The organism is Streptomyces sp. NPDC092296, from assembly GCF_044755465.1.
Lineage (GTDB): Bacteria > Actinomycetota > Actinomycetes > Streptomycetales > Streptomycetaceae > Peterkaempfera.
The window spans coordinates 296,112-311,527 of the sequence record NZ_JBIVRB010000002.1; the positions used below are offsets into that span (position 1 = coordinate 296,112).

Genomic DNA, 15,416 nt, shown 5'->3' on the forward strand with positions numbered 1-15,416 from the left:
GGGCTGCGCGAGCGGCTGGGCGACGCCTTCGAGGTGATCGAGCCGGACTCCTCCCGGGGCAACGCCGGGGGCTTCGCCGAGTCCGCCCATGCCGTCCTCACCACCGAGGTCCGCGACCGGCCCGGCCACCCGGCGCCGGCGGCCCGGGAGCGGGTGGCGGCCTTCCTGCGGGGGCGGCTGGGGCCGGCGGCGGGCTGAGCGGCGCGGACCCGGGGCGGAGCACGGGCCCGGAGCGGGCCGCTACTGGCGGTAGCCGGCCAGGAAGCGGCCGATCCGGCTGATGGCCACCTCCAGGTCCTCCGCCCGGGGGAGGGTGAGGATGCGGAAGTGGTCGGGGCGCGGCCAGTTGAAGCCGGTGCCCTGCACGATGTGGATCTTCTCCCGGAGCAGCAGGTCCAGCACGAACCGCTCGTCGTCCTCGATCCGGTGCACCGCCGGGTCCAGCCGGGCGAAGGCGTAGAGCGCGCCCTTGGGTTTGACGCAGCTCACGCCGGGGATGGCGTTCAGCGCCTCGTACGCCACGTCGCGCTGCCGGGCCAGCCTGCCGGTGGGCAGCACCAGGTCCTGGATGCTCTGCCGGCCGCCGAGCGCCGCCTGCACCGCGTACTGCGCCGGGACGTTGGGGCAGAGCCGCATCCCGGCGAGCATGGTCAGGCCCTCCAGGTAGTCCGCCGCGAGTTGCTTGGGGCCGGAGACCACCAGCCAGCCGGAGCGGAAGCCGGCCACCCGGTAGGACTTGGACAGGCCGTTGAAGGTCAGCACCAGCACGTCCGGCGCCAGGGCGGCCAGGCAGTGGTGCTCGACGCCGTCGTAGAGGATTTTGTCGTAGATCTCGTCGGCGAACACCATCAGGTGGTGGCGCCTGGCCAGGTCGAGGATGCCCTCCAGCAGCTCGCGCGGATACACCGCGCCGGTGGGGTTGTTGGGGTTGATGACCACGATCGCCCGGGTGCGGTCGGTGATCTTCGAGGCGATGTCGTCCAGGTCCGGGAACCAGTCCGCGCCCTCGTCGCAGACGTAGTGCACCGCCCGGCCGCCGGCCAGCGTGGTGACCGCCGTCCAGAGCGGGAAGTCCGGCGCCGGGATCAGCACCTCGTCGCCGTCGTCCACCAGCGCGGTCACGGCCATCGAAACCAGCTCGGAGACGCCGTTGCCCAGGTAGACGTCGTCCACCCCGACGCCCGGCACGCCCCGCTGCTGGTAGTACTGCACCACCGCGCGGCGGGCCGGCAGGATGCCCCGCGCGTCGCTGTAGCCGTGCGCGCGCGGCAGATTGCGGATGATGTCCTGGACGATCTCCTCCGGCGCCTCGAAGCCGAACAGCGCCGGGTTGCCGGTGTTGAGCCGCAGCACGCTGTGCCCGGCCTCCTCCAGGGCGTTGGCCTGCTCGATCACCGGGCCCCTGATCTCGTAGCAGACGTCCGCGAGCTTGCTGGACTGCCGGAACTCCATGTGGGGCCTCCCCGACCGTGGGCCTGTCGATCCTCGCGGCCGATGCCGCTACTTGGTTCTACCAAGTCTGCACTTGGAAAGTCCAACCTTATGGCTATGCTGACCCCATGCCGCGCCGAAGCTACGCCCAGTACTGCGCCGCCGCCCGAGCCCTGGACGCCGTGGGGGAGCGCTGGACGCTCCTGATCGTCCGTGAACTCCTCGCCGGGCCGCGCCGCTACACCGACCTGCACGCCGACCTGCCCGGCGTCTCCACCGACGTGCTCGCCTCCCGGCTCAAGGAGTTGGAGGCCGACGGCCTGGTCGAGCGCCGCCGCCCCGGCCGCGCCGCCAACACCCACCACTACGAGCTCACCCCGCGCGGCCGCCGGCTGCGACCGGTGCTCGCCGCGCTCGCCGCCTGGGGCGCCGACGACCTCGGCGAGCCCCGCCCCACCGACGCCGTACGCAGCCACTGGTTCGCCCTGCCGCTGCTGCGCGCGGTACGGCGGGCCGCGCCGCAGGCCGCGGGCACCGCCGAAGTCCGGCTGCCCGGCGGCCCGTTCCGGCTGCTGCTCGACCCGGACGACCCGGACGGGCCCGGGTACGCCGACGGGCCCGCCGAGGACACCGCCGACCGGCCCGACGCCGTACTCACCCTCGACGACGCCACCGCCGCCGACCTCGCGGCCGGCCGCCTCACGCTGGGCGCCGCGACCGCCCGGGAGCGGCTCACCGTGGACGGCACCACCCCGCTGGCGGCGGCGCTGCGGGCCGCCGGGTGACCGTCCGGCGCCCGGCGGCCGACCCGCGGCCATGGCCGACGGGTTGAGTGGACATCAGCTCACCGGGTCGACATCGTCCGACTGCTGCGCGGCCGACTGGGCGCGCTGCCCGCCGGGAGTTGGGCGGGTGCGTTGGGGCGGCGGGGGTAGTGCGCGCGGTGCCGCGCGCCTGCGGGTCATACCGCCGGACGGGTGGTGGTGCGCCAGAGGCGGCGGCAGCACAGGACGGCGGCGGCGGCCAGCAGGGCGTTGCGCAGCACGATCACCGCCACCGCCGGGACGGTGCCGGCCACCATCCGCGAGAAGCAGAGCGGGAAGCCCACCGTGGTCAGCCCGGTGGCGAGCAGCAGCAGCACCGCCACCGGCCGCTGGACGGTGTCCCGGACGGTCAGGCAGACCGCCGCCAGGCCGATCAGCCAGATCAGGTACTGCGGGCTGATCACCCTGCTGGTCACGGTGAACAGCAGCACCGCCGCCAGCGCCGCGTCGTACGGGGTCGCCGCCGTCCACCGCCGCGCCCGCACCCGCCACAGCAGCAGCCAGCCGAACGCCGCGACGGTGAGCAGCAGCGAGGCACCGGCCACCGAGGAGACATACGGACCGTGGAACTCCACCGATCCGTAGCGCAGCCGCACCTGCCCCGACCAGCCCAGCAGCCGGGCGACCTGGAGCGCGCTGCCGCCCAGCGACTCGAACTCCACCCCCCGGTGGTGCTGCGCGCCGAGGAAGTCGAAGGCCCCCCGGAAGGCGGTGGCCAGCAGCAGCGCCAGCACGGCGGCCGAGGCGAGCAGCGACAGCCAGGCCGCCCGGGTGGTGCGCCCGCGCGGGGTGCCGAGCACGGTGAGGGCCGGCCACACCTTGACCAGCGCGCCCAGCCCGGCCAGCAGCCCGCCCAGCCGGGGGCGGCGGCCCTGGGCCAGCAGTGCGGCCACCGCGACGGCGGTGACCAGCACGTCATAGCGCAGGTACGGCAGGTTCAGCAGCAGCGGCAGGCCGAGCGCCCAGAGCCGCGCCCCGGCCCGGCTGCGGCCGGAGCCCCGGGAGGCCAGCAGCAGCGCCGCCAGCACGGCGGCGTCGGCGGCGAGGGTCAGCGCCACGAAGCCGGCCGCATAGCCGAGCGGGCGCAGCAGCCCCGGCGCCAGCATCACCAGCGCCGCGCCGGGCGGGTACTGCCAGGTGACGTCACCGACCGGGAAGCTGCCGCCGAGCAGCTGGTCGCACCACTGGCGGTAGAGCCGCAGCTCGCCCGGCCGCTGCACCCGGCCGGTGACCACCAGGGCCAGCATCACCAGCCGGCTGGCGGCCCAGTACCCGGCCAGGGTCAGCACATCGGGCGGCCAGCTCTCCGGCCGGTACCAGCGCGGGCCGCCGTCCGGCCGGGAGGGCCGGGGGAGCCGGGGGAGCCGGGGGAATCGGTGCGTCCAGCCTGGCCGGTCCGGCCGGTCCGGCCGGGTGGGGTCCGCCGTACGCCGCCGCTGCGGTCCGAGCACCGACCGGGTGTCCGCCACCGTCCGCCTCCGCGATCAGATCAGATAGGGGTGATAACCGTTAAGTAGCGACAAAGATAGACAATGAGGTCGGCCGCCCACACACCTGACAGGCGGTCAGCTCCGCCGGACCGGAGCGGTCCACCGGCGTCGCTCCACCCGCTCTGTCACTCGGAGCTGCCACAATGCACGGCAGGCACAGCGAAAAGGGTGGTTCGAGATCGTGACGACGACGTCGGTTGAGCAGAGGATCGCCGAGGAGCTCGGCGTACGCGAAGGGCAGGTGGTCGCGGCCGTCGGGCTGCTGGACGGCGGCGCCACCGTGCCGTTCATCGCCCGGTACCGCAAGGAGGCCACCGGCACGCTCGACGACGCGCAGCTGCGCACCCTTGAGGAGCGGCTGCGCTACCTGCGCGAGCTGGAGGAGCGGCGCACCGCCGTGCTGGAGTCCGTCCAGGCGCAGGGCAAGCTGGACGACGCGCTGCGGGCCCGGATCATGGCCGCCGACTCCAAGGCGCGGCTGGAGGACATCTACCTCCCGTACAAGCCCAAGCGCCGCACCAAGGCGCAGATCGCCCGTGAGGCCGGTCTGGAGCCGCTGGCCGAACTGCTGCTCACCGACCCCGCCCAGGACCCGCAGACCGCCGCCGGGGCCTACGTCGACCCAGAGCGGCAGGTCGCGGACGCCGCCGCCGCGCTGGACGGCGCCCGCGCGATCCTGGTCGAGCGGTTCGCGGAGGACGCCGACCTGATCGGGGAGCTGCGCGAGCGGATGTGGAGCCGGGGCCGGCTGGCGGCCAAGGTGCGGGAGGGCAAGGAGGAGGCGGGCGCCAAGTTCGCCGACTACTTCGACTTCGCGGAGCCGTTCACCAAGCTGCCCTCGCACCGCGTCCTGGCGATGTTCCGGGGCGAGAAGGAGGAGGTCCTCGACCTCACCCTGGAGCCCGAGGAGGAGCCCGCCGCCGGACAGACCGGACCCAGCGGGTACGAGCAGCGCATCGCCCGCCGGTTCGGCATCACCGACCGGGGCCGCCCAGCCGACCGCTGGTTGCAGGACACCGTCCGCTGGGCGTGGCGCACCCGCATCCTGGTCCGGCTCGGCATCGACCAGCGGACCAGGCTGCGCCAGGAGGCCGAGGACGAGGCGGTCCGGGTCTTCGCCGCCAACCTGCGCGACCTGCTGCTCGCCGCGCCCGCCGGCACCCGCGCCACCATGGGCCTGGACCCGGGCTTCCGCACCGGCGTCAAGGTCGCCGTGGTGGACGGCACCGGCAAGGTCGTCGCCACCGAGACCATCCACCCGCACGAGCCGCAGCGCCGCTGGGACGACTCGATCGCCACCCTGGCCCGGCTCGCCCGCGCCCACCGGGTCGACCTGGTCGCCATCGGCAACGGCACCGCCTCCCGGGAGACCGACAAGCTCGCCGCCGACCTGATCGCGCTCCACCCCGACCTGGGGCTCACCAAGGCGATGGTCTCCGAGGCCGGCGCCTCGGTGTACTCCGCCTCCGCGTACGCCTCCGCCGAACTGCCGGACCTCAATGTCTCGCTGCGCGGTGCCGTCTCCATCGCCCGCCGGCTCCAGGACCCGCTGGCCGAACTGGTCAAGATCGACCCCAAGTCGATCGGCGTCGGCCAGTACCAGCACGATCTCTCCGAGCTGAAGCTCTCCCGCTCGCTGGACGCCGTGGTCGAGGACTGCGTCAACGCCGTCGGCGTGGACGTCAACACCGCCTCCGCGCCGCTGCTCACCCGGGTCTCCGGGATCAGCGCCGGGCTCGCGGAGAACATCGTGCTGCACCGCGACGCCAACGGCCCGTTCCGCACCCGCAAGGGGCTCAAGGACGTGGCCAGGCTCGGCCCCAAGGCGTTCGAGCAGTGCGCGGGCTTCCTGCGCATCCCCGGCGGTGACGACCCGCTGGACGGCTCCAGCGTCCACCCCGAGGCGTACCCGGTGGTGCGGCGCATCCTGGCCGCGACCGGCGGCGACCTCAAGGCGCTGATCGGCAACGGCGCGGTGCTGCGGTCGCTGAAGCCCGCCGAGTTCGCCGACGGCACCTTCGGGCTGCCGACCGTCACCGACATCCTCCGCGAGCTGGAGAAGCCGGGCCGCGACCCCCGCCCCGCCTTCCGCACCGCCACCTTCAAGGAGGGCGTCGACAAGCTCTCCGACCTGCTGCCCGGCATGCTGCTGGAGGGCGTGGTCACCAATGTCGCCGCGTTCGGCGCCTTCGTGGACGTGGGCGTGCACCAGGACGGCCTGGTGCATGTCTCCGCCATGTCCAAGACCTTCGTCAAGGACCCGCGCGATGTGGTCAAGCCGGGCGATGTGGTGCGGGTCAAGGTGCTGGACGTGGACATCCCGCGCAAGCGGATCTCGCTCACGCTGCGGCTGGACGACGAGGCCACCGCCGCCGCACCCGCCGACAGCGGCCCGCGCCGCCCGCAGGGCGCCCCGCGCGGGCCCCGGCCGCCCCGCCAGCAGCGCGGCGGCTCCGGCCCCCTCCCGGCCGGCGGCGGCGCCATGGCCGACGCCCTCCGCCGCGCCGGCCTCACCGGCCCCGACCGGGGCGGCCGCTGATAGCCGGCACCGGATCCGGCCGCGAGGTCTGACGGCAGGGACAGAAACCGCTCTGCCCCTGCCTGCTGCCCGACCGGTACCAGTCCGCGTTACGGGACCCTGCGGAAGTACTCCCCGGAGTCGCAAGGATCGTCCGGATCATCGGTTATGCAGAGTTGTAGCTCTCCGTCCCGCTTCACGGCATTCATATCGAAGTAGCAGAGGCCGCCGGCCCCCGCGCCTTCGAATCGAACCGAGAGCATGTCCCCGGCGGATTCCTCATAAGAGACCGTCGAGGTTCCGGAACCTGGGCTCACGGGCTTGTAGAAACCCCACTTGCCACTCCCCCCATCGGGCCCGGGACATCCACTCGAGCTGCCCTGGGGAGCGCCATTCTCAGGGGCGGTCGCTTTCCGGTCCTCGCGAAGGACGTACTCCTGCCCGCCAGGCCCTCGCCAAGTCCCGGTAATCTCGTACGCCCCAGCTCTGTAGACTTCGGCACCCGAAGCGCAGGACGAGAGCCCGGCAGCCGCAAGAGGCACGGCAAGCACCGCCACCAGCTTCCTTTTCACCGCTCGCCAGGATCTCTAAGCTGATCATTTTCAAATCGGAGCTGATCGATGATGTCGAGATCCCCTTCGGTGCTAACGGCTACAATCCATGATCGATCCACGGCAAGGAAATAGTGGTGCTCAGGGATTTCGAGCAACTCGGCGACAATCGAAGCGCAGCTGGCGTTCGTGAAATGCACCCCATAGGGAGAGAGACCGTCTCCTACGTGCTCAACCACCGAATCCGCGAGGGTACGCAGACTTACTTCCTTGGCCGCCATCGCCGCTAGCCGCGTTCCATCATCAATTCGCCAGTGCGCATGCCTGCCTGGCGCGCGAGCCCAATCAATCTTCGTGCCAATGGTCGGAAATTGAAGACTTAGCCAGTTGAATATGGCCGAGTCATCACAACGCTCCAGACCCTCAAGCGGCGGGGCTCAATATACGGAATTTGCCCAGTAATCTTCAGCATCATCTACATCCAAAACGGCCTTGGATTTTCGTTACGGTCGACTCGGTGGCATCGAAGTTAAAGTGTGGACCTTTTTCTTTTCCGCTCCAGGCATTGATGTGAGCACCATTGCGCCCGTCGAACTCAATCCTGAATCCTGCCTTTCTCGTCGCTGGTCTGCATGCCGATCGGCTTGCCTTGAATAGTGCCAAATTTTCCGATTGTTGGCCTTTTGGTACTGAATCCACGCTGATTGATCCATTTCAGCGCCTTGTCCATCGCCTGGTTGTAATCATCGCCATCGTCATTGTGAACAAATACCGGCGTGTTGCCCGCCAGCACATAGTACATGTGCTAAGCGGCGGTCCTGTTAGCGACGAGTCGAACCGCGACGGCGGCGACGACCCGCCGCTGTGCGGAGCCACCGTCCACTGACGTTGCCGTCAACTACTGCCGTCACCCACCGCAGAAGCCCCGCCAGGACGCACCTGACGGGGCTTCATTTTTGCTGCTGCTAACGGATCTGCTTACCCGTCCGCCTCATCGCCTGTCACTCTGCAAAAACAGGATTGAGCCAGACCGAAACCAGATCACCGTTGTCGACGCCCAAGACAGTTCCGCTAGCGATTTGGACGAAATTAGCGCCGGCGGCATCGTTCAGACGAATGGCGACCCACCCGGAGGAAGGATCATACGAAACCCGCCACCTGTCTCCAGGGACCTCGAAAGAAACCCCAGGCTCGAAGGAGTGGTCCGACGAGATGAATACCCGTCCGGGATTGGACTGTGGAGCAGTCAACTCGGCCATCACACCCCGAACGTTTGGGAAGTATCCCCAGGCGAACAGGACTTCCCGAGACTCAATATCGACCTCAAGTTGGAGCGTGCCGATCAGCACACTCGCAACCCCCTCCGAGCCGAGCCTCTCGCTCAACGACTCCCCGCTCTGCGCACTGAAGGAGAATCCGTACTCGGACTCGTCATAGGTGAGAACACCCTCAAGAGGAGATCCGTCTTGGATGGAGAATTTCATTTCGGGCTAGCCTTTTGTGCTCTTGAAGAGGAAGTGAACGATCCTGTTGGAATTTGCGTCGATGTTGAGCTCCCAGGTCCCGTTGCTTCCGTTCATCGTTCCGGGCGTTCTCCACTCGACAACCCCAGGAGCGCCACGGGAATCCATCCTGGGCGCGGATCCGTCCATGATCCCCCGAAGGAGCTGCCCATTGTTGCCGTTCATGTAAGGGCGTGCAGCCTTACCGAAGTTAGGGGCATCGACATTCCGAGTACCAGCAATGTCCCAGGTGTGATTTTCGACGGTCTTGGTCATCGAAAGGTTCTCAACATCAATCTTGGCTGCGAGATCTGTGACGCCACAGTTCCCATTGCTGTTGTGAACGAGTACCGGCGTGGCCCCCGCCAGCACATAGTACGTGTGCAGGTCTTCGACAGTCAGGTTGTACATGTCGCGGTTGCCGGCGTGGACGGTGACCGCCGAGACATGGGCATGCTCGTTGCTGGCTGTTTCGAGGGCATGGCCGACGGCAAGCTGGCCAGCTGGGACCCACGTGTGAAGGGTGTCGTCCCAGAAGGGGTGTTGGGAGGTGGTGCGGATGGTGGCATAGCTGCCATCGGTGTTGCGTATGCCGACGTCGATCAGGTCGTAGTCGTGGTTGACATGGGTGGCCGTGACGAAGTGCGGTCCCTGGTGCTTTCCGGTAGAGGGGTCGCCGGCTTCGACCTTGTCCCCGACTTTGACCTTTCCGATGGGTTTGGCAGCTCCATCCTCCATCAGGACGGGTGTGGAGGCATCGAAGCTGCAGGCTCTGAAAATGCGGCCGGCAAGTCCCGCTTCCTCCCCCTCGACCTCGACTCCAGCGCCCTTGCCAGCAGCTGCAACAATGGCGAAAACGGTCAACCGTCCTGTGGCGTACCACCCGTCGCCCTGCTGGAACTCATCATTGATGCTGGCGCCGGTGTCCCATATCCCTTTGAGTGCCCCGACTCCTTGCTCCAACTGGCCTGTTGGGGTGATTTTCCAAAGGATTTGAGAGCAATCGCCGAGGTGTCCGATAGCGCATCCACCGATCGTTTTAGCGCTGTCATAAGCCTCGCTAAACCCTCCCATGATCAGATCGGAAGCCTGGTCGTACATGCCGCTCCAGAAGCCGCCCGCCGAGCCATGCGCGCTGCTGCTGTGTGTTCCTCCAGTGCTACTGGCACCGGAACCGTTTCCTGCTGCGGAGCCGGCGTTGGTTCCGGATAGGTGCCCTCCGCCCTGCGTGCTGGGCAGCACTGTGGTGCCGTTGACGTTGCGTGGCTCGTTGGGCCTGCAGGTGTCGAGGCAGGCGGTTGCGAGGCCGGTGGGGTCGCTGAGGGTGGTGGGGTTGTTGTCGGCGTAGGTGTAGCCGTTGAGGGATTGGGGGTCGTTGGTGGTGAGGAGGGGGTCGGTGGAGAGGAAGCGGGCGGTGGTGGGGTCGTATTCGCGGGCGGCGATGTGGGTGAGGCCGGTGGTGGTGTCGGTGGGTTTGCCGAGGAATTGCTTGTCGTCGGGCCAGGTGCCGCCGGTGGTGGTGCCGCGGGGGGCGCCGAAGGGGGTGGTGTAGCGCTTGGTGGGGGCTTGGGTGACGGAGTCGACGGTGAGGCTGGAGGTGCCGTGGTTGTCGCCGGCGAGGTAGGAGACGACGCTGGTGCCGGTTTGGGTGGTGCGTAGGGCGGTGGTCTGGCCGGCGGCGGTGTAGTAGCGCTGGCCGTAGAGCTTCTTGGTGGTGCCGTTGAGGGTGTAGTGGATTTCGGTGGCGCCGAGGTAGAGGACGGTCTCGCCGTTGCCGGTGGGGCTGGTGGGGCGGCGGATCAGCAGGTTGCCGTCGGCGTCGTAGGTGTAGTCGGTGCTGGCGGTGCTGGGGGTGCCGCCGGTGAGCTGCTTGAGGTGGCCTTGGTTGTCCCAGGTGAGGTTTTCGGCGGGTTGGCCGGTGGTGGGGGCGGGGCGTTTGGTGGTGTTGCCGGTCGGGTCGTAGTCGTAGGCGGGGGTGGTGTTGGTGCAGTTGGCTGCTGTGGTGGTGGTGGCGGCGAGGGCGTGGGGCTGGTGGTGGGTGGTGGTGCCGTAGCAGTAGGTGGTGGTGGTGCCGGTGGTGTTGTTCTTCTCGCTGGTGCGCAGGCCGGCGTCGTTGTAGGTCCAGCTGGTCCAGTAGGGGGCGGCGCCGCCGAGGTTGGCGGTGGTGCGGGCGGTGGTGGCGCAGTTGGGGGTGGTGGGGGTCCAGGCGTCGGTGAGGCGGCGGTAGCCGTCGTAGGTGAAGCACTGGTTGTCGGCTTTGCCGGTGGTGCCGAGGGTGGTGGGGTCGGTGAGGGAGGTGATGTTGCCGGCGTCGTCGTAGGTGTAGTTGAGGTCCTGCAGCATGTAGGAGTGCGTCTGGTCGGTGATGTTGGACCGGGTCAGGCGGCGGGTGCCGTCCTGGTAGGTGTTGGTGAGGTAGGTCTTCTTGGTGCCGTTGGCGGTGGAGGGGCCGAGGGTGAGCTGCTGTACTTCGCCGTAGGGGCTGTAGTCGGCGGCGAGGAGGTAGCCGGTGGCGCCGGAGGCGGTGGTCTGCAGGCCGGCGGTGTTGTAGCCGTAGGAGACGTTCTCAAGGGGCAGTCCGGCGACTGCGGGCTCCCGGGTGTACTGCACGGTGCCGTCGAGGTTGTAGCCGGTCTCGAAGGTGAGGTCCTTGGGGACGCCCGCGGTGACCAGGGGGTCGTTGGCGGGCAGGGTGAGTTTGGTGTCGAGTGGCCGGTAGTGGGTGTCGTATGTGGTGATGGTCTTGGTGTAGGCCTGGCCGGTGGTGCCGCCGGTGTAGCTGGTGGCGGAGTCGGGCTGGCCCTTGGCGAGGGTGTCGTAGGCCCAGTGGGCGAGCTTGTGGGTGTCGGCCTGGTCGGTGCTGCTGTACTCGTCGGTCTTGCGGCCGAGGTCGTCGTACTTGTAGGAGAGGGTGCGGCTGGCGGCGTCCTTGGTCCAGGAGACCTGGTCCAGGGTGGTGTAGCCGGTGGTGGTGGTGCCCTTGTCGGGGTCGGTGGTGCTGACCTGGCGTCCCAGCAGGTCGTAGGTGTAGGACCAGGCGGTGTTGTCGGGGCCGGTGATGGTCTTGGGCTGGCCGGCGGGGGTGTAGGTGAAGCGGGTGGTGGTGTAGGCGCTGCCGGCGGTGGTGCCGTAGTCGCTGTCGGCCGGTGAGGTGCTCTTGTACTGGCGCTGCTCGACGGTGCGGCCCAGGGTGTCGGTGATGGTGCGGGTGGCCGAGCCGCCGGCCACGGCGGTGGTGGCGGTGGAGTCGCCGGTGTAGGTGGCGGTGGTGGACCAGCGTTTGACGCCGAAGGTGTAGACGGTGCTGGTGGTGGGGCGTCCGGCGCCGTCGAATGCGGTCTCGGTCTGGGTCGGGGCCTGGCCGTAGTCCACGCCCACGCGGGTGCCCGAGGGGGCCGCGGTGTCGTCGTAGACATCGCTGAGGGCCTCGTAGGCCAGGCCGCGGTCGTCGTAGCGGATGTCGCTGATCACCCGGCCGCGCTGGGCGCCGGGGTTCTGGGTCTGCAGCGGTCGCAGCTGGGAGTCGAAGATCTGGTAGCTGGTCTGGTAAGTGGTGCCGTCGGCCTTCAGCGTGCCGGTGGACACCCAGGACGGCTTGCCCGCGGTGACGCTGTAGGCGTAGTGGAGGTCAGCGGCGTAGCCGGACGCGCTGGAGCGGCCTGGCAGCCACACATCGGTGAGTCGGCCCAGCGGGTCGTACGCCTCTTCGGTGACCTTGGTGTTGGCGTCGGCCGACTGGGCGGGCACGCCCCAGAAGGGGTCGTAGACGGTGATGGTCTTCTGCTGCTTGGCGTTGGTGGTGATTGTTCTGGTCAGCGGGCCTGCGGCGACCGGGGTGTAGGCCGTGACGGTGGGGGCGCCGTTGGCGTCCTTGACGGTGGTCGGGCGGCCCAGCGTGTCGTAGAAGGAGGTGGCGGCGGTCTGCCAGGAGGTGGGGTTGCGCTCACCGCCGCCGGTGGCGGTGGCCGGGTAGGCGGTGGCGCGGCCGACCCAGTTCGCCTCGCCCACGGTCGGGGTCTGGCCCGGTGTCCAGGCGGTGGCCGTGGTGCTGTCGTAGACGGTGGCGGTGTCGGAGACGACGTCACCGGGCGTCGCGGAGGAGGTCGGCAGGGTCAGGGCGGTCTCGGCGGTGGAGCAGGGCTTGGCGGTGGTGCGTACGCGGGAGACCAGGTTGGTCAGGCCGGCGTTGTCGTTGCGGGCGTACCAGGTGCGGGTGCAGGTCTCGTCGCCGCTGACCGCGTCGTCGCCCGCGTCGTCGACGGTCGCGGCCATGCCGTAGTCGTCGTAGGTGGTGGTGACGGTGCGGGTCCGGTCGTGGGGGGTGGTGCCGCTTGTGACCCGGGTCCAGTCCTTGGTGGCGGAGGTGCGCACCATGTACGCCTCGGTGTCGGCGTAGGACTTGTGCTGCACTGCGGTCTGCTTGGACCAAGGCGTGAGGACGCTACCGGAGATTTCCGCCGCGCCGTTGTAGAGGACTGTTTCGCGTAGCGAGCCGGCGTACTGGTCCTTGTCGGTGATCGCGCCGGACTTGATGCCGGTCACCGTGACGCTGCGGGGGGTGTCGGGGCTGCCGTCGGACTTGGCCTGGCGGTCGCCGTCCATGCCGCGCAGGTAGAGGGAGACGGTTTTGGAGAGGGTGCCGGCGGAGCCGGTGGTGGTGGTGACCTGGCCGTAGCCGCGCCACTGCGACCAGGTGCGGTTCTTCTCGGCGGTGAAGGGGTCGTCGTCGTAGTGCCAGGCGGCGCCGCCGGAGTAGGTGTAGTGGTTCTCCACCGCGGGGGCGTGGCCGGTGGGGTCGGCGGTCGTCACCTGCGTGACGCGGTACTTGTGGAACCAGTCCAGTGTCCGCTCGACCGCGCCGTTGACGTTCCAGTACACCGGGTAGCAGCTGGCGGTGTTGGCGTCGGGCTCCGGCATGTGGGCGCTGCGGACGCACTCGGGGTCGGAGAGGTTGACGGTGGTGACGGCGCCGGTCTCGGAGGTGATGGTGTAGACGCGGGGCTTGGTCATCGGCAGGACGTCGTCGGTGGCGTCCACCCGGTTCGCGCGGCCCTGGTAGGTGAAGGTGACCGGGTCCAGGGTCAGGCCGGCTCCGGCTTTGCCGGTGTGCTGGACGCTGTCCAGGACGAGGGTCTGGTCGGAGCTGTTGTCGATGTCGCCGCCGTCGTAGAACTTCTGCTTCAGTGTCCAGGCGTCGACCTGGAGCGAGGCGGGAGTGGCCGGGCGGGTGTCCCAGGTCCAGGTGTGGATACCGGTGAGGCGCTTGCGGGTGAAGAACGACGGGCCGTGGTTGGTGCAGTCCTTGCCCTGGTTGCAGATGGCGTCGAAGGGCACGTCCGGCCAGTTCTTGGCGGTGTCCTTGGTCAGTGTGGAGCAGTCGGACGCGGTGCAGCGCTCGGCGTAGTCGAAGGTGACGCGGGACGGGCCGCCGTCCGCGCTGCCGGTGTCGAAGAGGTGCCCGGTGCGCAGGCCGTAGCGGATCTCCTTGAGGGAGCCGCCGCGGGTGTAGGCGGTGGTGGGGGAGTCGTCGCCGTTCTTGGCGTAGTAGTTGGTCTCCTTGTTGTAGAAGTAGGCCATGGCGTTGCCGTGGGTGTCGACGACGTAGTCGAGGTTCCACCGCCACGGCATGTCGTTGCAGACGCTGTCGGCGAAGGTGTTGGCGTGGCAGGGTTCGCCCGTGTCGTCGCCGTAGACGGGCACGGTCCAGACGGAGTCGGTGACGGGGTCGTCGGCGGCGGCCCCGTGGTCGCTCCAGCCGGGCAGCTTGTGCCGGCCGAACACGTACGTGGTGCCGTCGCCGGTGATGACGGTCCAGTACTCGCCGCCGTGGGCGCCGTTGTCCGCACCGGTGCCCTGCACCACCTGGGAGGCGTCGTCGTCCTTCAGTCGCCATGTGCCGGTGGTGTCGTCCTTGACCAGCTCACTCGCCTTGCCGTTCAGCACCAGCGAGGCGTTGTCGTACTTCCAGCACTCGTCGTACTTGCCGGAGTGGCCGTCATCGTCGCACGACCCGTACTTGCGCTCCACGTAGGACGACGTCAGATCGAAGCCCTCACCAACCAGCGAACCCTGGTTGTTGGTGTTCGCGGTGCGGCCGTCGATGCTGCCGGAGTCGTAGGAGACCGCCAGCGCAGGTGACGGACCCGCTGCCGCAGGCGGAGTGCGCAGCGGATAGGACCAGGTGAACGAACCCGACGAGCCACCAGACTCCCAGGAGGACGAAGCCGACAGGGGCGTGGCCGCGTAGGAGCCCGAACCGGAAGCGGACGCACCAGTGGTTGCGGCCAGCGCGAAGACCACCCGAGTGGAGGCCGTTGCCGCGCCGACGGCATCGTTGGTCAGGGCGACATCGGCCTCGACGTGCTGGGCAGCGGTGTCGTTGCGGGAGGAGGTGACCGGGGTCTGAGTGCGGCAGACCTCCCGCTGCGGAGTGGTGAGCGCGCAGGCGGGAAGCTGGACCAGGCGCAGGCGACCGGCCCAGTCGCCGCCGTAGGCGGAGGCGAAGCCGCTGTAGTCCACCGCCAGATGGGCGGTTCCGGAAGTGTCCGGGGCTGCGGTGAGCAGGACACCGGTCACTCCGGCGCGCTGCGCGGCCCGCTGATCCAGGACGCTGACCCGTACGTCGCCCGCCGCTCCACCGGCAGCACTCTTCACCTTGCTGCCGGCTGAGACCGGTGCGAGGGTGACGGGCAGTCCACCGGGGGCGGCGGCTGATCCGGCGGAGGGGAGGTGTATCGAAGCCTGGGCCGCCTTGGGCCAGGCGGGCTTGGTGTTCTGTTCGGCCAGGGCGTGGGCGGCCTGTGTGTCGTCGGCCGCGCGGGCCTTGGCGGCCCGGTCGGCGGCGGCCTTGCCCACCGTGCTGTCCACGGGGTGCACCTTGCTCACCCGGGGCTCGGGCACGTCGGGCTTGCCCAGTGCCTTCTGCGGTGCGGCGGCCGCGGCGGCGGCCGCGGCGGGGGCTGCGGCGAGTGGTACGGCGGCGAGGGGCGGCAGCAGGGATATGGCCGCCGCTGCGGCGGCCCAGGCCAGCCGGCGGCGCGCGGCCGCCGGCGCGCCTTCACGGCGTGGCGGATCGGCGGGAAGTCCTGTACCCACGTCAG

Annotated in this window: 9 protein-coding genes; 3 read left to right on the forward strand and 6 right to left on the reverse strand. The window is 69.4% G+C overall.

Going from position 1 to position 15,416, the window contains the following annotated elements; all coding sequences use genetic code 11:
• The first annotated feature begins 33 nt into the window (after positions 1–33).
• The gene (locus ACIQGZ_RS08960) at positions 34–198 is read left to right on the forward strand and encodes a hypothetical protein (protein ID WP_402600322.1); all 165 of its coding nucleotides are present in this window, start codon (positions 34–36) and stop codon (positions 196–198) included.
• A gap of 42 nt (positions 199–240) precedes the next feature.
• Here ACIQGZ_RS08960 and ACIQGZ_RS08965 read toward each other — a convergent pair whose 3' ends face one another.
• Positions 241–1,452 carry a pyridoxal phosphate-dependent aminotransferase gene (locus ACIQGZ_RS08965; RefSeq protein ID WP_402600325.1) on the reverse strand — a complete coding sequence of 404 codons (1,212 nt, stop codon included), beginning with the start codon at positions 1,450–1,452 and terminating at the stop codon, positions 241–243.
• A gap of 107 nt (positions 1,453–1,559) precedes the next feature.
• Here ACIQGZ_RS08965 and ACIQGZ_RS08970 point away from each other — a divergent pair, with 107 nt between their 5' ends.
• Complete coding sequence (locus ACIQGZ_RS08970; RefSeq protein WP_402600327.1) at positions 1,560–2,216, forward strand: winged helix-turn-helix transcriptional regulator; 657 nt, start codon at positions 1,560–1,562, stop codon at positions 2,214–2,216.
• 176 nt (positions 2,217–2,392) lie between these two features.
• Here ACIQGZ_RS08970 and ACIQGZ_RS08975 read toward each other — a convergent pair whose 3' ends face one another.
• The gene (locus ACIQGZ_RS08975) at positions 2,393–3,724 is read right to left on the reverse strand and encodes a glycosyltransferase 87 family protein (protein ID WP_402600329.1); all 1,332 of its coding nucleotides are present in this window, start codon (positions 3,722–3,724) and stop codon (positions 2,393–2,395) included.
• Positions 3,725–3,923: 199 nt separating this feature from the next.
• Between ACIQGZ_RS08975 and ACIQGZ_RS08980 the strand changes: the two genes are divergently transcribed.
• Entirely contained in the window at positions 3,924–6,284 is a 2,361-nt protein-coding gene (locus ACIQGZ_RS08980; protein ID WP_402600731.1) for a Tex family protein, read from the forward strand.
• A gap of 547 nt (positions 6,285–6,831) precedes the next feature.
• Here the strand turns inward: ACIQGZ_RS08980 and ACIQGZ_RS08985 are convergent.
• The 4 genes from ACIQGZ_RS08985 to ACIQGZ_RS09000 all read right to left on the reverse strand — a co-directional run bounded on the left by ACIQGZ_RS08985 (position 6,832) and on the right by ACIQGZ_RS09000 (position 15,411).
• On the reverse strand, positions 6,832–7,095 hold the full coding sequence (locus ACIQGZ_RS08985) for a hypothetical protein (RefSeq protein WP_402600331.1): 264 nt from the start codon (positions 7,093–7,095) through the stop codon (positions 6,832–6,834).
• A gap of 314 nt (positions 7,096–7,409) precedes the next feature.
• A complete protein-coding gene (locus ACIQGZ_RS08990; RefSeq protein ID WP_402600333.1) occupies positions 7,410–7,616 on the reverse strand; it encodes a hypothetical protein in 207 nt (68 codons plus the stop codon).
• A gap of 199 nt (positions 7,617–7,815) precedes the next feature.
• Positions 7,816–8,298 (reverse strand): hypothetical protein, encoded by a 483-nt coding sequence (locus ACIQGZ_RS08995; protein WP_402600335.1) that lies wholly within the window; start codon positions 8,296–8,298, stop codon positions 7,816–7,818.
• A 6-nt stretch (positions 8,299–8,304) separates the two neighbouring features.
• Positions 8,305–15,411 carry a polymorphic toxin-type HINT domain-containing protein gene (locus ACIQGZ_RS09000; RefSeq protein WP_402600337.1) on the reverse strand — a complete coding sequence of 2,369 codons (7,107 nt, stop codon included), beginning with the start codon at positions 15,409–15,411 and terminating at the stop codon, positions 8,305–8,307.
• Positions 15,412–15,416 lie beyond the last annotated feature (5 nt).